This window comes from Dermacoccus sp. SAI-028 (genome assembly GCF_004346775.1).
GTDB lineage: Bacteria > Actinomycetota > Actinomycetes > Actinomycetales > Dermatophilaceae > Dermacoccus > Dermacoccus nishinomiyaensis.
The window spans coordinates 147977-168355 of sequence record NZ_SMFS01000001.1 but is presented as its reverse complement, the minus strand read 5'-3'; the positions used below and the strand labels follow the sequence as shown (position 1 = coordinate 168355).

Annotated in this window: 20 protein-coding genes; 7 read left to right on the top strand and 13 right to left on the bottom strand. The window is 69.1% G+C overall.

The annotated features are described in order from the left end of the window. Positions 1-32: 32 nt before the first annotated feature. Positions 33-626, top strand: coding sequence for a pentapeptide repeat-containing protein (locus EDC82_RS00820; RefSeq protein ID WP_062255967.1), 594 nt, complete (start codon positions 33-35; stop codon positions 624-626). A 79-nt stretch (positions 627-705) separates the two neighbouring features. On the opposite strand, the gene EDC82_RS00815 is transcribed toward EDC82_RS00820, so the two are convergent. The 5 genes from EDC82_RS00815 to EDC82_RS00795 all read right to left on the bottom strand — a co-directional run bounded on the left by EDC82_RS00815 (position 706) and on the right by EDC82_RS00795 (position 6513). Further along, positions 706-1524, bottom strand: coding sequence for a serine protease (locus EDC82_RS00815; protein ID WP_062255969.1), 819 nt, complete (start codon positions 1522-1524; stop codon positions 706-708). Between the two features lie 182 nt (positions 1525-1706). Continuing rightward, on the bottom strand, positions 1707-3014 hold the full coding sequence (locus EDC82_RS00810; RefSeq protein ID WP_006943264.1) for an ISL3 family transposase: 1308 nt from the start codon (positions 3012-3014) through the stop codon (positions 1707-1709). A gap of 223 nt (positions 3015-3237) precedes the next feature. Next, positions 3238-4728, bottom strand: coding sequence for a CoA-acylating methylmalonate-semialdehyde dehydrogenase (locus EDC82_RS00805; RefSeq protein ID WP_231729539.1), 1491 nt, complete (start codon positions 4726-4728; stop codon positions 3238-3240). A gap of 179 nt (positions 4729-4907) precedes the next feature. Beyond that, entirely contained in the window at positions 4908-5882 is a 975-nt protein-coding gene (locus EDC82_RS00800) for an NAD(P)-dependent oxidoreductase (protein WP_131940269.1), read from the bottom strand. Positions 5883-6021: 139 nt separating this feature from the next. Further along, positions 6022-6513: a hypothetical protein gene (locus tag EDC82_RS00795; protein WP_006943544.1), complete on the bottom strand. Its 492-nt coding sequence runs from the start codon at positions 6511-6513 to the stop codon at positions 6022-6024. A 538-nt stretch (positions 6514-7051) separates the two neighbouring features. Between EDC82_RS00795 and EDC82_RS00790 the strand changes: the two genes are divergently transcribed. Beyond that, complete coding sequence (locus EDC82_RS00790) at positions 7052-7585, top strand: type 1 glutamine amidotransferase domain-containing protein (protein ID WP_131940266.1); 534 nt, start codon at positions 7052-7054, stop codon at positions 7583-7585. 283 nt (positions 7586-7868) lie between these two features. Here EDC82_RS00790 and EDC82_RS00785 read toward each other — a convergent pair whose 3' ends face one another. After that, positions 7869-8288: an NUDIX domain-containing protein gene (locus EDC82_RS00785; protein ID WP_235006056.1), complete on the bottom strand. Its 420-nt coding sequence runs from the start codon at positions 8286-8288 to the stop codon at positions 7869-7871. Positions 8289-8455: 167 nt separating this feature from the next. Between EDC82_RS00785 and EDC82_RS00780 the strand changes: the two genes are divergently transcribed. Continuing rightward, positions 8456-9718: an alpha/beta hydrolase gene (locus tag EDC82_RS00780; protein ID WP_235006054.1), complete on the top strand. Its 1263-nt coding sequence runs from the start codon at positions 8456-8458 to the stop codon at positions 9716-9718. A 453-nt stretch (positions 9719-10171) separates the two neighbouring features. Here EDC82_RS00780 and EDC82_RS00775 read toward each other — a convergent pair whose 3' ends face one another. Then, entirely contained in the window at positions 10172-11401 is a 1230-nt protein-coding gene (locus EDC82_RS00775) for a DUF2332 domain-containing protein (RefSeq protein ID WP_131940262.1), read from the bottom strand. A 337-nt stretch (positions 11402-11738) separates the two neighbouring features. Between EDC82_RS00775 and EDC82_RS14430 the strand changes: the two genes are divergently transcribed. Together EDC82_RS14430 and EDC82_RS15110 are read left to right on the top strand one after the other, a co-directional pair. Continuing rightward, positions 11739-11900: a hypothetical protein gene (locus EDC82_RS14430; RefSeq protein WP_156444974.1), complete on the top strand. Its 162-nt coding sequence runs from the start codon at positions 11739-11741 to the stop codon at positions 11898-11900. Between the two features lie 100 nt (positions 11901-12000). Continuing rightward, positions 12001-12741 carry a GTP pyrophosphokinase family protein gene (locus EDC82_RS15110; RefSeq protein ID WP_304988589.1) on the top strand — a complete coding sequence of 247 codons (741 nt, stop codon included), beginning with the start codon at positions 12001-12003 and terminating at the stop codon, positions 12739-12741. An 8-nt stretch (positions 12742-12749) separates the two neighbouring features. Here EDC82_RS15110 and EDC82_RS00765 read toward each other — a convergent pair whose 3' ends face one another. After that, positions 12750-13904, bottom strand: a complete 1155-nt coding sequence (locus EDC82_RS00765) for a hypothetical protein (RefSeq protein ID WP_235006052.1) — start codon at positions 13902-13904, stop codon at positions 12750-12752. 192 nt (positions 13905-14096) lie between these two features. On the opposite strand from EDC82_RS00765, the gene EDC82_RS00760 reads away from it, so the two are divergent. Continuing rightward, complete coding sequence (locus EDC82_RS00760; RefSeq protein ID WP_062256620.1) at positions 14097-15017, top strand: NADP-dependent oxidoreductase; 921 nt, start codon at positions 14097-14099, stop codon at positions 15015-15017. 124 nt (positions 15018-15141) lie between these two features. Here the strand turns inward: EDC82_RS00760 and EDC82_RS00755 are convergent, their stop codons facing one another. Further along, on the bottom strand, positions 15142-15492 hold the full coding sequence (locus EDC82_RS00755) for a hypothetical protein (protein ID WP_131940258.1): 351 nt from the start codon (positions 15490-15492) through the stop codon (positions 15142-15144). Positions 15493-15502: 10 nt separating this feature from the next. Between EDC82_RS00755 and EDC82_RS00750 the strand changes: the two genes are divergently transcribed. Continuing rightward, positions 15503-15868, top strand: coding sequence for a hypothetical protein (locus tag EDC82_RS00750; protein WP_131940256.1), 366 nt, complete (start codon positions 15503-15505; stop codon positions 15866-15868). Positions 15869-16280: 412 nt separating this feature from the next. Here EDC82_RS00750 and EDC82_RS14425 read toward each other — a convergent pair whose 3' ends face one another. From EDC82_RS14425 to EDC82_RS00725, 4 genes are all read right to left on the bottom strand, one after another. Beyond that, entirely contained in the window at positions 16281-16745 is a 465-nt protein-coding gene (locus EDC82_RS14425) for a hypothetical protein (protein WP_160126161.1), read from the bottom strand. 94 nt (positions 16746-16839) lie between these two features. Continuing rightward, positions 16840-17094, bottom strand: coding sequence for an NINE protein (locus EDC82_RS14420; RefSeq protein WP_006943521.1), 255 nt, complete (start codon positions 17092-17094; stop codon positions 16840-16842). Positions 17095-17639: 545 nt separating this feature from the next. Continuing rightward, positions 17640-18578, bottom strand: a complete 939-nt coding sequence (locus EDC82_RS00730; RefSeq protein ID WP_006943500.1) for a hypothetical protein — start codon at positions 18576-18578, stop codon at positions 17640-17642. A gap of 220 nt (positions 18579-18798) precedes the next feature. Continuing rightward, positions 18799-20106 (bottom strand): ISL3 family transposase, encoded by a 1308-nt coding sequence (locus EDC82_RS00725; RefSeq protein WP_131940254.1) that lies wholly within the window; start codon positions 20104-20106, stop codon positions 18799-18801. Positions 20107-20379: the final 273 nt, after the last annotated feature.

Sequence of the window (20379 nt, the reverse complement as noted above, 5' to 3'; positions counted from 1 at the left end):
GGATGCGCGGCGCGCGATGCGAGCATGGACGCATGAGTGACACGACGCGCGGCGAACGGTTCGTCGGGATCGACTTCTACGAGCGCGACCTCGACGGGGCCCGCTTCGTCGACTGTCGGTTCACGGCGTGCGACTTCACGGAGAAGGACCTTGTCGACGTGACGTTCGAAGGATGCGCCCTGTTCGACTGCCGCTTCAACGACACCACACTCGAGCGGGTCGCGTTCACCGGCGCCACACTGAGCGGTTGCTCGTTCGCGATGACGACGCTCGACGGCTGCAAGATGACCGGTTCGACGTTCGCCGACTGCGGGTGGCGCGACACGACGATCGTCGGCGGGCAGTGGGCGATGGTGACGATGCGTCAGCAGACACTCGACGGCCTCGACTTCACCGGCGCCCGCCTCAGCGACGCCGACCTCAGCGAATCGTCCCTGCGCAGAACGGTCTTCGCCGACGCCGACCTCAGCGGCGCCACCCTGCGCGGGGCCGACCTACGGGACGCCGACCTGCGCGGCGCCCGCGTCGACGGCATCGATCTCGCCCAGGCACGCTTCGCGCAGACCCGCATGGACGTCGACGCGGCGCTCGCCGTCGCAGCGGCGCAGGGCATCGTCATCGGGTGACGGTCGTCAGTTCGCGCGTCTCGGAAGATGCGCGATCAGCGGGTTGCCAGGCGAGCAGGCCGTGGTGAGACGCGGCGTGTCAGCAGCCGTCGTCGCCGGGCGTGGGGGCCGTGTCGCCGGCGCCACCGGCGTCGGCGCGGGCGAGCAGCACGAGATCGCGCGAGTCGAACGCCGGGCTGTAGGACGTGTGCGTGTAGCAGCCGCCCTGATGATGGCCGCCGATGAGGCCGATGACCTGCTGCTCGCTGTGGCCCTTGCTCGTCACGGTCGTGACCCACGGCGAGCCGCTGCTGCCCGTCGAGTAGCCGTCGCAGTGGAAGACGGGGTCGTTGTCGTCGTCGAGAACGGTGGTCTGGCAGACGATCGGCATGTCGGAGTCGTTGTTGTACGACTGGACGGAGACTGGTTTGCCGGCCGCGCGGGAGCGCCCGACCTCCAGCTCGTAGGCGCCCGTGGCGTCCTCGATGTGCTGGACGTTCTTGCCGCTGCCGTGCGTCTCGATGCTCAAGAACGCGACGTCGGCGTCGGGATCCTGATTCTCCATCCATGCGGAGTCGAGGAACGCGGCCTTCACCTTCCACGTGCCCAACGGGCGAGCCCCACCCGAGTACTGCGGGACGAACACGAGGTCGTCGGACTTGCCGCCGAGGCAGTGCGCGGCCGTCATGATGACGTCCTTGCTCTCACTGTGGACGACCGAGGCGGTGCAGAAGTGCGCTTCGTCCCCATCGTCGGAGGGTTCGATGAGCACCCCGGTGCGTGACGTCGGGTTGGCGCCGGCCGCCTGAAGGGTGCGGCCCCCTTCGGCCGTCGGTGCGGCGGTGAAGACGAGGGCGCCGATGCACCCGGCGGCGGCGAGCGCCCGGCGCGCACGGGCGAGGTGGAGCAGCTGATCCATGACACCTCCTCGACCGCGCGGGCATGCGTCGTACCGTGTGGTACATCGGCGTGGCGGCAGGCAGCGTTACGCAGCTCTTCCCCCCATGGAGGATCGGCGCAGTACATCTGCAACGCGTTCAAGGGTGGCCAGTCATGACGCTCTGGTCACGACCCGCACGCAGGACGGGGCTTGCAGGCTCTTCACGAATGAGGGTGTAGCGCGGGTCTGAACCCTCCGGCTTCGAGCAGCGACCGAGCGATGTAGTGGGTGAGGTTGCGGAAGCCGAGGGCGGAGCCGCGGAGGTGTTCGAGTCGCCCGTTGATGGCCTCGGTCGGGCCGTTGCTGGTGCCGGGGCGGTCGAAGAACGCGAGGATGTCGCCCGCCCGCTGCTTCATGGTCCGGCCGAGCTTGCGGACCTCGACGAGCACCGCGGGAACGCCGCTGCTGATCGCAGCGATCACCTCCTGCATCATCGCCTTCGCTTTCTTCTTGTCGGGCTCCCGGTAGGCCGCGACGATGCGCTGGTAGATGCCCCAGGTCGCCTCGACCTCGACGTGCTCCTCGCTCGCGAACACTGCGTCCAGGCGTGCCCGCTGCCGGTCGGTGAGCAGGCTAGCCCCGGTATGCAGGGTGCGGCGGGCTTTGTAGAGCGGGTCGCCCTTGAGCCCGCGGTGACCGGTGGTGTCTTGCTGGACCCGACGCCGGCAGACATCCAGCGCGTCGCCGGCGAGGCGGACCACGTGGAACGGGTCCATGACGGGGACGGCGTCGGGGAGTTCCTCGGCGGCAGCGGTCTTGAACCCGGCGAAGCCGTCCATCGCGACCACCTCGATCCGCTTCGCCCAGTCCGCAGGGCGGGCGGCGAGCCACTGCTTGAACACCGCCTTGGAGCGGCCCTCGACCATGTCCAGCAGCCTCGCCGGCCCGGTCTTGTTCCTCGCGGGCGTGAGGTCGATGATCACGGTGACGTACTTGTCGCCCAGCCTCGTGTGTCGCCAGACGTGCTCGTCGACACCGATCGTGGTGACCCCGTCGAACCGGGCGGGGTCGTCGATCAGGCGCCGCTTGCCTTCCGCGAGGACGGCGGTGTTCGCGGCACTCCAGGACACCCCGAGACCTGCGGCGACGCGGGTGACGGTGAGGTGGTCGATGACGATGCCCCGCAGCGCCCACTCCAGGCCGCCGCGGGAGATCTTCGCACGCGGCGCCGCTGCCCGCGTCATGTCCTGCCGCCACGTGCGCCGGCAGTGTCCGCACCGGTACCGGCGCACCCGCACCAGCAGGGTCGTCGGCCGGTGCCCGAACGGCTCGTGCGCCAGTCGACGCGTGACCGTGTCCCGCGGCACGCCCTCGACACCGCACTTCCGACACCACGGGTCGTCCCCGACGACGCGGCATTCGATCGTGGCCCGATCCGGCTCGATCAGCTGGCCGACGGCGACGAGGCCGAGCTCGTCGAGGCGGCAGAACGTGGTCAGGTCAGGGGTCGCGAAAGTAGGGTGGAGCACGTCGAGGTCTTTCGGGATGGCGAGCGTGAAGAACTTCCATCATCCGGGAGACCTCGACCCCTACCCGGCCACCGACGCGCTCAACCGACTACACCCTCGTTCGTGAAGAGCCGGCTTGCACTCAGGAGAGAGGCGCGTCGGTGTGGCGCACGAGAAAGCCGGGTGCGTCTTGCATGTTTCACGTGAAACACGCGAGCTGCACCCGGCCTCGTGGCATCGATCGTCAGTTCGTCGGGAACCCGAGGTCGACCTGGCTCTGCGTCGGGTCGGGCCAGCGCGTCGTGACGACCTTGCGGCGCGTGTAGAAGTTGAACGCCTCCGCGCCGTACATGTGGGTGTCGCCGAACAGCGACTTCTTCCAGCCGCCGAAGCTGAACGAGCCGACGGGCACCGGGATCGGCACGTTGACGCCGACCATGCCGACCTCGATGGCGAACTCGAACTCGCGGGCGCTCTTGCCGTCACGCGTGAAGATCGCGACGCCGTTGGCGAACTGGTTCGCGTTGATGAGTTCGACGGCGTCCTCGAACGTCTCGACGCGCACGACCGACAGCACCGGGCCGAAGATCTCCTCGTCATAGACCTTCATGCCGGGCTTGACGTGGTCGACGAGGCTCGTGCCGATGAAGAAGCCGCTCTCGTCGAAGTGCTTCTCGCGGCCATCCACGACGACGCGCGCACCCTCGTGGGTGGCGCCGGCGACGTACGAGGCGACACGGTCGCGCGCCTCGCGCGTGATGAGCGGACCCATCTCGGAGCGCTCGTCGAAGCCGTCACCGATGACGAGCTTGCCCATGCGCTCGGCGATCTTGTCGACGAGCGGGTCGGCGACCTCACCGACGGCGACGAGCACCGACACGGCCATGCAGCGCTCGCCCGCCGAGCCGTACGCGGCGCTGACGGCGGCGTCGGCGGCGGCATCGAGGTCGGCGTCCGGCATGACGACCATGTGGTTCTTCGCGCCGCCGAGGGCCTGCACGCGCTTGCCGTTCTTGGAGGCGCGCTCGTAGATGTACTGCGCGATCGGCGTGGACCCGACGAAGGAGACGGCCTTGATGTCGTCATGGTCGAGGATGCCGTCGACGGCCTCCTTGTCGCCGTTGACGACGTTGAGCACGCCGTCGGGCAGGCCTGCGTCCTTGAACGCCTGCGCGATCCACAGCGCGGCGGAGGGGTCGCGCTCGCTCGGCTTGAGGATGACGGTGTTGCCGCACGCGATCGCCGTCGTCACCATCCACAGCGGCACCATGGCCGGGAAGTTGAACGGCGTGATGCACGCGACGATGCCGACGGGCTGGCGCACCGAGTGGACGTCGACGCCCGAGGAGACCTGCTCGGAGAACTCGCCCTTGAGGTGGTGCATGAGGCCCGCGCAGTACTCGACGTTCTCGAGGCCGCGCACGACCTCGCCCGCGGCGTCCGAGACGACCTTGCCGTGCTCAGCCGTGATGATGCGCGCGAGTTCGTCGCTCTTCGCCGTGACGATCTCGCGCAGCTTGAACATGACGGCGGCGCGCTTCGTCAGGCCGGTCGCGCGCCAGGCCGGCAGGGCGGCACGTGCGGCGTCGACGGCCTGCTCGAGGTCACTGACGCTCGCGAGCGCGACGCGACCGCTCACCTCACCCGTCGCGGGGTTGAACACGTCCTGTTCTCGGCCGGTTCCGGCGACCTCGCCGCCGTTGATCCAGTGGCCGATCTGCTTGATGTCACTCATGGTTCACACCTTCGTCTCGTGGGTCCCGCGATGTGCTCGTGGCTGTCTGCGGGGTTCTGGGTGGTCAGTGGTGCGAGCGCCGCGTCGGGCTCGGTGGTGGTGGCGCGTGGGGCCAGCGATGGTGCCGCGTCGGGCCGGGGCTGGTCGTCCGTGGCCACGCGACTCGCGCGGGCGCGCGGTCAGGCGTCGCGGCGTGCGCCGCCGTGGACGTAGCCCTCGGGCAGGCCTTCGGCGTCAGGGTCGACGGCGGCGATGACGACGGTGCAGTCGAGCTCGCCGCCACCACCGTCGACGGCTTCGGCGAGGCGTTGCGCGGACAGGCCCGTCGCGGGCAGGTGCAGGCCGTGATCGGCCGCGGCAGCGAGGGCGAGACCGATGTCCTTGAGCGCCAGATCCGCGCGGAACGACGCGGCGAACTCGTTGTTGACCGCGGCCGTCTCGACGACGCCGGGCACGGGATACCACGTCTGCAGCGCCCACGAGTTGCCCGAGGAGACGCTCGCGATCTGGTGGAACGTCTTCGCGTCGAGGCCGAGCTTCTTCGCGAGTGTGGCCGCTTCCGAGAGGCCCTGCACGGCGACGAACAGCATCATGTTGTTGACGATCTTCGCGGCCTCACCCGTCGTCGGGCCGCCCGTGGCGAAGAAGTTGCCGCACATGGGCTCGATGAACTGGCGCGCACGTTCGACGTCGGCGTCCGCACCGCCGACCATGAACGTCAGCGAGCCGGCCTCGGCGCCGGAGATTCCGCCGCTGACGGGCGCGTCGACGAAGTGCAGGCCCTGCGCGGCGGCCGCGTCGTGCACGGCCTGGCAGGTCGCGATGTCGACGGTCGAGGAGTCGATGAGCATCTGCTCCGGCGTCGCATGGGCGAGGATGCCGTCATCGTTCGAGGGTTGGGAGCCGTCGGCCGCCTGAGCAGCTCCGAAGTAGACGACGCGCACGTGCTCGCCCTTGGGCAGCATCGTGATGACGGCGTCGGCGCCTTCCATGGCCTCCGGCGCGCTGCCGGCCAGCTCGACGCCCGCGTCGGCGGCAGCCGCGCGGCAGACATCGACGACGTCGTGGCCGCGGACGGTGAAACCTGCCGCGATGAGGTTCTTCGCCATGGGCAGGCCCATGTTTCCGAGGCCGATGAACGCGACGGTGGTCATGATGCTCCCCTGGGGTCGTGGGTGCGCACACGCCATGGGTGGGCGTGAGCGACGATGCTCGATGCCCGCCACTCTATGACCTGCATCACACAACCAGTGGATCGGGGCCCACCCGGTGCGGTCTCGTCACCCGCGCGACTCACCCGCGCGCGACGGCGCCCTTCGCCGCGGCCCACGACCCGAAGTGCTGACGCACCGCAGCGCCACTGGGCGCCGTGCGGCCGGCGTCGGATTCGCTCTTCACCCACGCGCCGTAGGCGGTGAAGGAGGTCGACGCAACGTCGGGGCGGCCGTCGTCGGCTGCGGCGGAGAGGAACGCGGCGACGGCCGCGCGGTAGTCGTCGTCGGAGAAGGAGCCAGCGCCGCGCGAGCGTCCGACGTTCGCCGTCAGCCCGAGCGCCTCGGCGGCGCGCGCCCACGACCCGCCGCCGAGGCGCTGACGGATCGTCTGCGACGTCGGCGGCCACACCGCCACACCGACGCGGGCGACGATGCCCCGCTCCTCGAGATACGCGCTGCGCGCCGCGTCATACTGCGCGGCGCTGATCGACGAACCACCGGCCGCGGGTGACCCGCCCGTCACCCGCTCGTGGAGGAGGCGATACGCGGCTTCGGGGCTCTCGTCGTCCATGGGGTCATTGTGGCGCACCCGCCCCGCCATGCCGGCCGTCGTGTCGATACGCCGGACGACGGCCCACGAGGCGTCTGCGTCGACACCAGAGAGAATACGAGGCCGCCGATGGATGAATGCGGCATCGGGCTCCCGTCGTCCGACGTCAAGTACGGCGTCCGGCAACGTATACCGGCGACGTCGTCGTCATCGTCGAGACGGTGCGGCGACTACGCGACCGCGCGGCCGTCGCCATGTCTGCCCGAAAACGCGTCCTGCATGACGCGCTTTCGGGCAATGATCAGGCGCCGGGTCGTCGCTGTCCGCGTGGTGATGGCGGTGGCAGATCCCCGGACGAATGTGACCGAAAATCGCACATGGGGACGAGAATCGCCGAAGGGGACGGGATTCGTAGGGGTGAGCAGCGACGGCGGCGACGTGGTGCGGCGAGGACTCGACGGGTCGAAGAGCCCTCCCAGGCCTGGCCGGCCTGGAGGTTCCGCCGCATCCACCCCGTCGGGCGTTGCATGCCGCTGCCGTGCGAATTATCGTGGAAAACATGGCAAAAATTGCATTCCTCACCAGTTCTGAAGGCATCGAAAGCGTCGAGCTGACCGACCCCTGGAAGGCCGTCGCCGACGCGGGCCACACGCCCGTCCTCATCTCGCCCGAGTCGGGCGAGGTGGACCTGTTCGACCACCTCGAGAAGTCGGGCACGCAGAAGGTCGACGTCAAGCTGTCGGACGCCGACATCAACGACTACGCCGCGCTCGTGCTGCCCGGTGGCGTCGCCAACCCCGACAACCTGCGCGCCGTGCCGGAAGCCGTCGACTTCGTCCGCCAGTTCGTCACGGGCGGCAAGCCCCTTGCGGCCATCTGCCACGCTCCGTGGATGCTCATCGAGGCCGACGTCGTGCGCGGCAAGCGCGTCGCGTCGTTCCCGAGCCTCCAGACGGACATCCGCAACGCCGGCGGCGAATGGGTCGACGAAGAGGTCGTCATCGACGCGAACCTCATCACGAGCCGTAACCCCGACGACCTGCCCGCCTTCGACAAGGCGCTCCTCGACGCGGTCGAGAAGGCCTCCGTCTGAGGTTGGCCTCGACAACGTCTCCTCGTGAGGCTTGTCGCCAGTGGGTTCTTGGCTGAGGTTCACCCCTCATGCGACGCCCCGGTTCGTCGGATCTGCTCACGCTGCCGACTGCCGGGGCGTTTGCATGTCCAGCGCTGCCCCAACGGCGAGTTTCGTCCACATCGGCGGTCTTCAGTCACATTCGTCCTCGGCTCGGCGCCCATCAGCCTCCCCACGTTGGACGCCGGCCTCGCCACCCCCGCACGTCAGCGGGCGTCTGAGACGCAGGGACGCGCAGGAGGCGTCAGCCGAAGATCGCAGGGACGGCGTTGAACTCGAGCATCGGAGCGAGCACGACGTCGCCCTCCGGCTCGCGCAACTGTGCCTCCGTGAACCACCGCAGTTCCTCGATCTCGGCGGCGACGCGCGGCGTCTGCGTCAGCTCTCCGGGGTAGGTGAACACGTGGGACTCGAGGGCGAAACCTGGTTCGTTCGCCGCGTCGGAGCGGAACTCGCCGAGCGGCTCGAGCTCGGCCGCCGAGACCACGAGCCCCAGCTCCTCCTCGACCTCACGCGACGCCGTCTGAGCGAACGTTTCTCCGTCCTCGAGCTTGCCGCCGGGCAGCATGAACCGCTGCGTGCCGCGCTTGCGGACCGTCAGCACGTGACCTTCGGCGTTCCGAAAGACGACCGCAGCGACCCGAATGAGCTTCTCCTCCACCATTCTTCCAACCCTAGATGTTGAGCCCCGTGACGTTCCGGGGCTCAACCGAATTCGTCGCGAGCCCACGGACAGCGGCACGGGGGCGGCGCGATCCACCGGCGCTTCGATTCGCATGAACACAGATTCCTATGACCCGCAGCGTCGACGCGAGGCGGCATAGTGAAGACGTGACTCCCGGCAATGGCCCTTTCCTCCCGTCGGTCGCTGATCGTGCGCAGCGACGCGCGTTCGAAGCGTTGCTCGCGCTGCCGCGAGCCGTTCGTCATCGTGCCGCAGGCCAACCGCACATCGTCGACGGTGGGGCGCTCGACCCCGACATCACCGTCGGGTTGAAGGTGCTCGGACGCATCGGAGGCAAAGAGCTCGACGAGCGCTCGGTCGCTGACGCCCGTCACGCTCTCGCAGCCGAATCGTGGCTCTTCGCAGGTGAACTCGCTGACGTTGCGAACGTCGAAGATGTCGTCCTCGACGGCTCGTCGTACGGCGCGGGAGACATCCCCGCCCGCCTGTACCGCCCGCACCCCTCGCCCGTGACGGTGGTGGGCAAGCATGCGCGCGTCGTCGACCCCGATGCGGGAGAAGTCGGCACCTCGGAAGCCGGCGCGGAGGAGGCCGGCGCGGCGGTCGCTGCTCGCACGGACGCCCCGAACGTCGACAACCGCGAGCCTCGCGCAGACCCGCTGCCGCTGCTGGTGTACTTCCACGGCGGCGGGTGGGTGTTGGGATCGCATCACACGCACGACGCCGTCGCTCGGGCGTTGTGCGCGGGCGGCGAGGTGGCGGTGCTCAACGTCGACTACCGCCTCGCTCCTGAACATGTGTTCCCCGCTGCCGTCGACGACGCCGTCGCGGCGTTTCGCTGGGCGCATGCACATGCTGACGCACTCGGCATCGACCCGAATCGCATTGCGGTGGGAGGCGATTCGGCCGGCGGCAACCTCGCAGCCGTCGTCGCGCAAGAATGCGCCCGTGTCGGCGGACCGCAACCTGCGTGGCAGATGCTATTCGTACCCGTCACCGACCTGACGCTGCCGCGCTCGCGCAGCTACGAACTGTTCAGCGAGGGCTACTTCCTCACGCGCGCCAACATGGATTGGTACGAGGCGAACTACCTCGGAGGCGGAACGCTGCCGGACGACGTCGATGCGATGCGCCGCGACCCGCGCGTCTCACCGCTGTTGGCCGATGATCTGCAGCAGCTCGCGGAGCGCGGGCTGGCACCGGCGTACGTCGCCGTCGCGGGATTCGATCCGTTGCGTGACGAGGGAATCGCCTACGCGCGCAAGCTCTCCGACGCAGGTGTGGCGACGACGTTGCGCGTGCACACCGACGCCGTGCACCCGTTCATCAACATCCTCGCGACGGACCTCGGGCGACGCTGCATGGCCGAGGCCGTCGGCACTCTCCGCATGGCCCTCCACGTGCGCTGACGCCCCGCCGCTCGCCCGTTCACCCGTTGGCCCGCTCGCACCTCGGCGATCTGGTCGTGGCCCTGGCCGGAGCCCCCCGCTCCATACCCATCCGCGGTTCCTGTCCCCATCGGCGATTCTCGTCCACATTCGCGGATCCCGTCCCCATCGGCGATCCACGGTCACATTCATGGCGCCGCTGCCTCCGGACCGACGACGGATGGGCGAGGTCTCGGCCTCAGCCGTCGCTCGTCACATCACCGACGCGGAGACGACGGCGTCACCACCGTCCGCACCCCTGGAGCCGGCTGACTGGGATGCACCGCAGGCAGAGGTGGGCGGGGGCCATGCGCCCGCCCGAATGAGGTCGAGCGAATGTGGACAAGAATCGCGGTTGAGGCAGGGTCGCCAGCCACAGGCGGCTGACCAGCTGACGTCAGCTCTCACCCCCTCCGGCCACATCACGGGGGAAGCTCAGTTCGTAGCATCCCACGCTGTCAGCGACTGCCCGTGGGGCCCCGTCAGAGCGCGGGGTTGCCCGTCGACGGCGAGCACGAAACGTCCCTGCAGATCACGTGGTTCCCAGGCAGCAGCTACCGCGTCGCGCATGCCTGGCATGACGCTGGGCGCCTCGTTGCTGATCCACGTGAAACCACCGGGCCGATGCGTCAACTCGCGCAGGCGACGTTCGAATCGTGCGCGGGTGTCATCGTCGACGTAGGCAAGCACGGCCGAGTGGAACAGCACGAGGTGCAGCTCGTCCGGCACCTGCGCGACGAGGCCCTCGAGATCGTCGACGACATCGCCACGGACGATGTGCGCGGCGTCCTCGGGACGCGACGTCACGTGCCGCCTGACGGTGTCGATCGCCGCAGCGAGCCGCGATGCGCGTTCGTCCTGGCCCGGCCACACGAGCGCTCGCAACCAACGGGCGTTGTCGAGAGCCTCGGGGTCATCGGACAACACATCGAGTGGGTTGAGATCGAGGCCGCCACGCCATGCGATCGTCGGCGCACACGGCGTTGCGTTCGTCATCTCGTCGAGTGCGCCGGCGACCACGCACGTCAGCAGCGGCCGGTCGGCCCCGTCAACCCCGAACGGACCCGACGCCTCTCGCGGCTCGAACACCTCGTCATCGCATGAGGATTCGCGCCCCCGAGAAGCCAACGCCCCACCAGCGGGTGCGTCTTTGCACTCGCCGCCTGGGTCGACACCCTCGTCGTCAGCGCCACCGGCGGCGGGGTCTTCGCCAGCCTCGGAATCGGCGACGTACTCATAGACATAGAGGTCGGGGTAGAGCGCCAACCCGGCCGAGCACCCGACCTCGACGAGCGCGATCCGGCCGTCGCCCGCTGCACGCGCCGCATCAGCGATGAACGGCAGCAGCGTCGCGCATCGCCCGACCTCGTTCGTCTGGGTGGCCCGCGAGAGCGCCACTGCGCGCACCTCGTCCCAGTGCTCGCGCAGCCAGTTGACGAACGACGACGCATCGTCGGACGGCGCGTCGAGGTAGCGCGCAGCGCCCAGGACGAGGTTGGGCTGACGCTTGGGCGCAGGCAGCGTCGCGATGAGCGAGAGGACGGCGTCGTCATCCGCGATGCGCAGGCAGATCGCCTCGTAGATCGGCGAATTTCCGCGAGCTTCGTTCGTGGCGAACCTGCGGTAGGCCGTGGCGGTGTCGGCTTCGAGCCCGGTCATGGTCATGGTGGCCTCCTCGGTGCCTCGACGTCAGCCTCCGCCCGTCGACGGCGGCTCACAAGACGTCGAGCCGCAGAAAAAACCCAGAAATTCACGCGCGGCGGGAGCCCGCGCCGTCCGTACCGCTCGTTTGCGCACAGCGCCACGCCGCACCCCGATGGCATGAAATCGCGCGTCGTGTGGTTGAGTGGAACACGAGCACGCAGCCGACGAGATCTCTCCGGCCCCGCTCGATGATCCCCGCCCCGCGTCCGTGACGCCCGGCCCGGATCCCCACCTCGCCACGACGCGAAGCCGCGAACCATCGCGCCGCCGACCGGCCACCTGACTCGAAGGATCCCGCATGACCATCACCAACCCGTTCACCCTCGCCACGCTGACGACGACGCCCGACGCGTCACCCGCCGACGTCGCCGAAACCCCCGTCACCCCCTACGCGACGCTGTGTGCGGATACGAGCCGCCCAGCCGCGTTCGCGATGACGTTCGTCGAACCCGCAGCATGATCGAACGCGGTCTGACAAAGGGTTGAGCGGCTGCTCAGCGCACGCGCAGGGGTGCAGGCCTACGCTGGGGGCGTCCCGACCATGTGCTGGAGCTTCACCGATGACCGATTCGCACCCCATGCCTCGTCCCGTCCTGTCGGCTCAGGAGGCGCGTGAGCGGATCGCGGCCGTCGAGCAGTTCATGGTCCCGTACCGTCCGGCCATCGACGAGATCGAGACGAAGCTGCGCGTGCTGCAACGCGAGTTCACGCACACCGACAGCTACAGCCCCATCGAGAGCGTCAGCACGCGCCTGAAGTCGATGCAGTCACTGCTGCGCAAGGCCCGCAAACGCGACTGCCACCACTTCGACGACGTCCGGGCGCGCGTCACGGACATCGCCGACATCCGCGTCATCTGTTCGTTCACGCATGACGTCTACCGCGTCCGCAACCTGTTGCTCGCGCAGGACGACGTCACGCTGCTCGAGCAGAAGGACTACGTCGCGCACCCGAAGCCGAACGGGTATCGCAGCCTGCATCTCATCGTCGAGGTGCCGATCTTCTTGTCGACGGGCCCGCAGCCCGTGCCCGTCGAGGTGCAGTTGCGCACCATCGCCATGGATTTCTGGGCGAGCCTCGAGCACAAGATCTACTACAAGTACGACGGCGACGTGCCCGCGCACCTTCTCTCGGAGCTGACGACGGCGGCGCACACGGCCAGCCGCCTCGACGCCGACATGGAGAGGCTGCACCACGAGATCAGTGCGCTGCGCGCGGCGAACTCCGCTGATGACGATCACGTGCTGCCCGAGATGCTGCAGCTCATCAGCTACTTCGACAGTTCGTCGGAGCGTCACTGAGGCGAGGCTCAACCCTCGTCCGACTCGCGCGTGTAGGCCGCGGCGCGGGTGATGTCGTCCTCCTCGAGGCCTGCTCCGACAGCGCCGCCCAGCGTCGCGAGTGACGCCGTCATCCAGGCGCTCTCGACGATCTTGCCGATCGACCACGACTGATCCGACAACTGCTGGAACGAACGCCCGTCGAGCAGCAGGAAAGCGGCGGCGAGCGCCAGCAGGAACACGGCGAGGTAGAAGACGCTGACGCCGATCGTCATCGTCAGGGCTGTGGCGACGTTGAAGAGCATCACTTGTTCGCGCTCAGCCTTGCGGCGCGGGCGTTCCCACAACTTCGCCCCGACGATCAGCGAAACCGCTACGGCCACAACGGCGACCACCGACAGCAGGCCGAGCCTCCACGGCCCGTAGTTCGTGCCGAGCACCCAGATGTCGGGCGTGATGAGCGTGAGCGCGCCGGCTGCCGCCGTCACCGCGATGAGTTGGCTGAGGCGCAGCGCGAGCGTCAGCGGACGGTTGGCTCGCACGAGCCCGAGCAGCACGCCAACGTTGCCGCCGAGCACGCGCGCCGCGAACTGCACCGGGTTCTCGTCGTCGCGCCCCTCGACGTCCTCGGCCCGCTGGCGGGCACGGCGGTCGATGTCGCCGCTCGTGTCGTCCTCGTCGAAGTCGAGCAGCTCCTCGACGAGACGCACGCACGCGGCGCGCACTTTCGTCGCCACCTGCACGACACCGAGGGCCGGCACGACGACGAGCCCGACGCCATGGACGGGCGACAGCTGCGTCTGCACGACACGGCGCCCGTCTTTGAGCGGCAGATCGGTGAGGACGAGCACGAGATCCCAGTTCTCGTCGAGCATCCGATCACGTGCCGTCTCGATGAGGTCGAGGGGCGTGACGGGCGGTTCGGCGAGACGATCTTCGACGACGACGAGGTTCCACTCGACCTGCGGGTACTTCGCCGCGAGCGCCTCCGTCACGTCGGACGCGAGCGTCGCGCTCGTCAGCGCTGCGGGTGAGACGACGAGCCCGACGTCGAGGACAGGGCGATCCGACGGGTCCGACGGCGCGGTGTCCGGTCCGGAAACGTCTCCCCCGGAGGCCATCCCGGCCGGGCGTTCTCCCGCCGATCGGAGGGGCAACTCGTGTGTCGCGTCGTCATCATGCACGTACCCATGATGCGCCATCAGCGCGCCGCGCTCATCCTTGCCGCCGGGACGCCGGGGTGCGACGTGCCGCCCTGCCGCCTCGGCGCGCGCCACATCACGCCACGACGATCGGGTACGCGCTCGACGTGGCGATCGACGATTCTGCCGACCGCATGACGGAATACGTGCGCCGCGCATGTCATTGAACCGAGCATGAAGGCAATGACGTACTCCCGCTACGGCGATGACAGTGTTCTCGAACTGCGCGACCTCGACACCCCGCGCGTCGGCCCCGGTGAGGTGCTCGTGCGCGTCAAGGCGGCGAGCGTCAACCCCGTCGACTGGAAGGTCATGTCGGGCGGGCTCGACCCGCTCATGATGACGGTCTTCCCCGCCGTTCCGGGCTGGGACGTCGCGGGCGTCGTCGAGGCCGTCGGGCTCGACACGCCCGAGTTCCACGTCGGCGACGAGATCATGGCGTACGCCCGCAAGGACGTCGTGGCCGGTGGCACGTTCGCCGAACTCGTCTCCGTGCCGGTGCGTACCGCGGCCCGCAAGCCCGCGTCGATGACGTTCGAGGAGGCCGCCTCGCTGCCCCTCGCCGGGCTGACGGCGTACCAGACGCTGACGCGTCTCAACCTCAACGCCAACGACACGCTGCTCGTGCACGGTGCGTCCGGCGGCGTCGGGTCGTACGCGGTGCAGATCGCGAAGCACATCGGGGCGCGTGTCATCGGCACCGCGTCCGAGCGCAACCACGAGTACGTGCGCGGCCTCGGGGCGGACGACGTCGTCGAATACGGTGACGGCCTGGTCGAGCGTGTGCGCGCCATCGCACCCGACGGCGTGACGGTGAGCGCCGACTACGTCGGTGACGTCGAGGAGCAGACGATGCAGCTGCTCACCCCGGCCGGGCGGCACGTGTCGGTCGCCGACCCGAGCGTCGCGCTCAATGGCGGGCTCTATGCGTGGGTGCGCCCGAGCGCCGAGGATCTCGCGAAGCTCGCGCAACTCGTCGACGACGGCGCGCTGCGCGTCGACATCGCCGCGACCTACCCGCTCGAGCGGCTCGCCGATGCCTTCGCCCAGAGCCGCGAGGGCCACACGCGCGGCAAGATCGTCGTCACCCCCTGACGCATCTCGTCCAGCCGACGAGTTCCGCCGACCGTGTGGCGGGCTCGTCGGCTCGATGGTGAACCTGCTGATGTCGCACCCCGAATTCCCGGCCACTTCGCACCCCCTACCGCCTGGTAGCGGCCTAGCGTTGAAGCATGAGAACTCGGGGGATCGTCAGCATCACGTTCATCGCCGGCCTCGCAGCCCTGACGGCGTGTTCGTGGGACGACGGGTCTAACCCGGCGTCGTCCACGGCGACAGCGTCCACCTCGGCGTCGACCACGCCGTCATCGACCTCGTCGCAACCCACCACGTCGACGGCGGCGTCCTCGAGCGCGCCGACTTCCACGCCGGCCCCGACGTCGAGCACCGCCGCCCCCACGACGCCTGCGTCGTCGACGGTGGCGCCGCAGCCGACATCCCCGTCGGCGACGCGCAGTTCGCCGACGTACAGCGCGACCTCCGAGCGCCCGCCTGCGCCGGGTGATCCCACGCCGAGCACCGTGAGTGGTGTGACGTTCGGGCGCAAGCAAGTTCTCACGCCGGGCAGCCCGGTCATCGCCGATGGCATCGGCAAGGTCAAGCCGTCGACGTTCGCCATCACGTCGCACCACACGATGTACGTGACGGACGTCGTGTGGAGCAGCTGGGGCGACCAGGTGGCACGTGCCACGGGCATCGCCGAGAACGGCGAGAACTCCGATTCGATGGTCGACCTGCCGCGGCAGAAGGCGTACATCACGGCCAAGCTCGGCACGTGCCGCGGGCGGCCCGCGTACACGAAGGTGGCGTGGAACTTCACGTCGTTCGAGAAGAACGAGACGAACCTGCAGGGGTGGTACAACATCTGCGACCTCGCGTCGAACTGAGTGCCGGCGCCGCATGGAAGACCGCGCGGCTTGGACGACCGAGCTGACTGCTCGCCCCGGTGGAATGTCGGACTCGGTGTCGAGATCCTCGCCCCGCAGGGGTGCGGAGAGCTCGAACACACCGTTGATGTCGCCACGGCCGCGTGCCCTGCACGCGCGCGGGTCCCGGACGTCGAGGACCGCAGACTCACCCTCCGACGAGGTTCGCGGCTGCGTGTTTGTCGTCGGCGTCGCACCTTCGTAGACTCGTGACGATGGTGGAGGACGAGCCGTTCTGGCATGACGACGAGCACGATGACCTGCTGGCTGAGGAAGAAGCCAACCGGTCTCGTCGTCGCGCGTTCATCGGGGTGGTGACGGCGTCGATCATCGGTGCCGGCGCGTTGGTCGGTGCCACCATGTTCGCGAAGAACTACGGCAGCAACAGCGACTCCGAGCTCCCGGCCTCGGTGGCGTCGAGCGCATCGGCCACGCCGTCGAATTCATCGTCTGTTTCGTCGAGTTCATCGAGCTCGAGTTCGTCGTCCTCCTCGAGCACGTCGACGACCTCGTCGAACCGGCCGACCGCGGAGGCCACGACGGTGGCACCGACCACGGCGCCCACTCGCACCGCGCCGACGACGCGCGCGCCCCGCACGACGACGACGCGCGCGCCTCGCACGACGACGAAGCCGAAGACGACCTCGTCCAAACCGAAGCCGACGTCGACGAAGCCGACGACGAAGTCGACGACCACGGCGCCGTCGACCACCACGACGATGAAACCCACCACGACGTCCGCACCGCCGCCGACGACGCAGGCCCCGACGACGCCTACGCCCACGCAGCCCCCGGCGACGACGCCGCCTGCTCCCGAGCCGACCAATACGCTCGGCACCGGAGGCCCCGAGGCTCCGAAGACGGCCGCCGCGAGCGGGTCAGCACCCTGATCTCAAATCTGGAAGCACGCTGAGCTGTCGTCAGCAACCTCCTCATTCGCTCAACAACCGGCCGGTGTCGTCGCGGGCGTTGAGGATGAGGATCTGGATGCCGTCGATGACGCCGTAGGCGACCATGAACACGCTGAGCATCGTGCAGCCGGGCACGAAGATGCCACTGCTGAACACCGCGAGGTGGATGCCGCCGCGGCGTGAGTCACCGGCGTAGAACCGGCCAAGGCCCGCCCAGCCACCGACGATCTGCAGGAGCCCCGCTGTCGTCTTCTTGCGCGGTGAATGCTGCGGCACGGATGCGGGCTGCGTCGGCCATGCGCGGGGTTGCCATGGGCCGGGTTGCCAACTTCCCTGATGCCACCCCGCCGCGGTCCACTCCCCAGGAGCCCACGGCCCAGCCGACCAGGCTTGCGGGGGGACGGTTCCGGGCGTCCACGGCCCTGAGGCCCATGCGTCCGACGACCATGCGCCCGAAGACCAGGCGCCGGGCATTGGCTGATCGTGGTTCCACCCGCTGTCGTGGTGGCCCCGAGCGTCAGGCGCGAAGCTCTGAGTCGGGGGCATGTGGGGTGCGTCGATGGGCGGGCCGTAGCTGCCTACGCGCGGGTGAGCCGGTGGGAGCGGGTACGGCAACGACGTGGGCTGCGGTTCGGGTGCGGGAAACATGACGTCAGTCTTGCGACGCCACGACCGGCCGCGCGTTCGTCATCCACAGCCGACACCGTCCACAGGCGACGCTGCGGCTGGAACAGTTGCACAGCGCCCGTCATCTTCGCCGACAACGCCCGAGGCGCCCCACCCTGTTCGGGTGAGGCGCCTCTCTGCGGTGCGCGTGTTCGTCAGTCGCGCAGGGCGCTGATGACGCTCGTAATGAGCATGAGCAGGCCCGCGATGATGCACAGCGTCAGCCCCCAGCCGCTGCCGGCGCTGAACCCGGCGAGGCCGTTCGCGCCCTGCTTCGCCTCGTCCAGCTTGTCACGGACGTCGAAGTAGTCGTAGACGGCGACGGCCGTGGCGATACCGCCCAACGCTGCGCCGGCCCACATGACGGGCTTGCGGATCTTGCCGAGCGCCCGCAGCACGCCGAGAGCCAGGGCGATGATGGCGGGGATGAGGACGAACCAGCCGTCCGTCACCTTGTTGTCATCACCTGCGGAGTCGGAGTTGGGGATGTTGCTCGACTCCATGCCGATGCCGTTCGTCGAGGCGTTGAAGTTGCCGAGCGTGCCGGCGTCGATCTTCAGCCACATCCAGGTGCCGAAGACACCGATGATGGCGAGGAGCGAGGCGGCAACGAGGCCCCAGCCGAGCGTCTTGCCGATGCCGGGGCGGGGCTTGTCGGCCGTCGCGCCGTTCTGGGGCGCGTACTGGTTCTGCGTCACCGTCTGGCCCTGGTTGTACTGCTGGCCGGGGTTGTAGGCGGCGCCCTGCTGGTTGGTGTTGGCGTATCCAGCCTGCGCGCCGGAAGCGTAGCCCTGCGGCGAGGAGTTGTAGCCGCCGTTCTGCTGGGCGGGCTGACCCTGGCCGTTCTGGCCGTAGGGCGCGCCCTGCGGAGCCGAGTTCCACTGGCCGCCCTGGCCGTTGGGCGTGGAGTTCTGCGGCGCCGAGCCGTAACCCGAGCCGTACTGGCCCGAGGGGTTCGAGCCCTGCTGCCCGCCCGACGTCTGGTAGGTGCCGCCCTGCGGATCGGAGCCGGGAACCGGCGGGTACTGGCCGGGGCCGCCGGCGGCCTGGCCGTACCCGTTCGAGCCCTGCGCGTTCGAGGCGTTGTGCGGCATCGCGCGGGTCTCGCCCTCGTTGGCAGCGAACTGCCCGCCGAGCCCGCCTGCCTGGTGCTGACCCTGCTGACCCTGGACCCTGGCTCTGCCAGGTCGACTGGCCCTCGCCGGCCTGCTCGTGCGAACCGGCCGACGCCATCTGCGTCGGCTGCTCGTTCAGGTCGTCGTTCGAGTTGGACATCGCGGTTTTCCTCCCGTGCCACGGACGTTTGATGGCTCTTCACGAATGAGGGTGTAGCGCGGGTCTGAACCCTCCGGCTTCGAGCAGCGACCGAGCGATGTAGTGGGTGAGGTTGCGGAAGCCGAGGGCGGAGCCGCGGAGGTGTTCGAGTCGCCCGTTGATGGCCTCGGTCGGGCCGTTGCTGGTGCCGGGGCGGTCGAAGAACGCGAGGATGTCGCCCGCCCGCTGCTTCATGGTCCGGCCGAGCTTGCGGACCTCGACGAGCACCGCGGGAACGCCGCTGCTGATCGCAGCGATCACCTCCTGCATCATCGCCTTCGCTTTCTTCTTGTCGGGCTCCCGGTAGGCCGCGACGATGCGCTGGTAGATGCCCCAGGTCGCCTCGACCTCGACGTGCTCCTCGCTCGCGAACACTGCGTCCAGGCGTGCCCGCTGCCGGTCGGTGAGCAGGCTAGCCCCGGTATGCAGGGTGCGGCGGGCTTTGTAGAGCGGGTCGCCCTTGAGCCCGCGGTGACCGGTGGTGTCTTGCTGGACCCGACGCCGGCAGACATCCAGCGCGTCGCCGGCGAGGCGGACCACGTGGAACGGGTCCATGACGGGGACGGCGTCGGGGAGTTCCTCGGCGGCAGCGGTCTTGAACCCGGCGAAGCCGTCCATCGCGACCACCTCGATCCGCTTCGCCCAGTCCGCAGGGCGGGCGGCGAGCCACTGCTTGAACACCGCCTTGGAGCGGCCCTCGACCATGTCCAGCAGCCTCGCCGGCCCGGTCTTGTTCCTCGCGGGCGTGAGGTCGATGATCACGGTGACGTACTTGTCGCCCAGCCTCGTGTGTCGCCAGACGTGCTCGTCGACACCGATCGTGGTGACCCCGTCGAACCGGGCGGGGTCGTCGATCAGGCGCCGCTTGCCTTCCGCGAGGACGGCGGTGTTCGCGGCACTCCAGGACACCCCGAGACCTGCGGCGACGCGGGTGACGGTGAGGTGGTCGATGACGATGCCCCGCAGCGCCCACTCCAGGCCGCCGCGGGAGATCTTCGCACGCGGCGCCGCTGCCCGCGTCATGTCCTGCCGCCACGTGCGCCGGCAGTGTCCGCACCGGTACCGGCGCACCCGCACCAGCAGGATCGTCGGCCGGTGCCCGAACGGCTCGTGCGCCAGTCGACGCGTGACCGTGTCCCGCGGCACGCCCTCGACACCGCACTTCCGACACCACGGGTCGTCCCCGACGACGCGGCATTCGATCGTGGCCCGATCCGGCTCGATCAGCTGGCCGACGGCGACGAGGCCGAGCTCGTCGAGGCGGCAGAACGTGGTCAGGTCAGGGGTCGCGAAAGTAGGGTGGAGCACGTCGAGGTCTTTCGGGATGGCGAGCGTGAAGAACTTCCATCATCCGGGAGACCTCGACCCCTACCCGGCCACCGACGCGCTCAACCGACTACACCCTCGTTCGTGAAGAGCCCGTTTGATCCACACATTAGAGGAACCTGGGAGCTCATCGGTTCCAACTGGCGGGTAACGCCGTGTCGTGGGCGTATCGGTCGCCGTCAGGGCGGTGGACGACGGGACCGTCTGCCGTCAGTTTCGACGGGATACGTCGCGGGTGTCCGCTCGACGCACGTC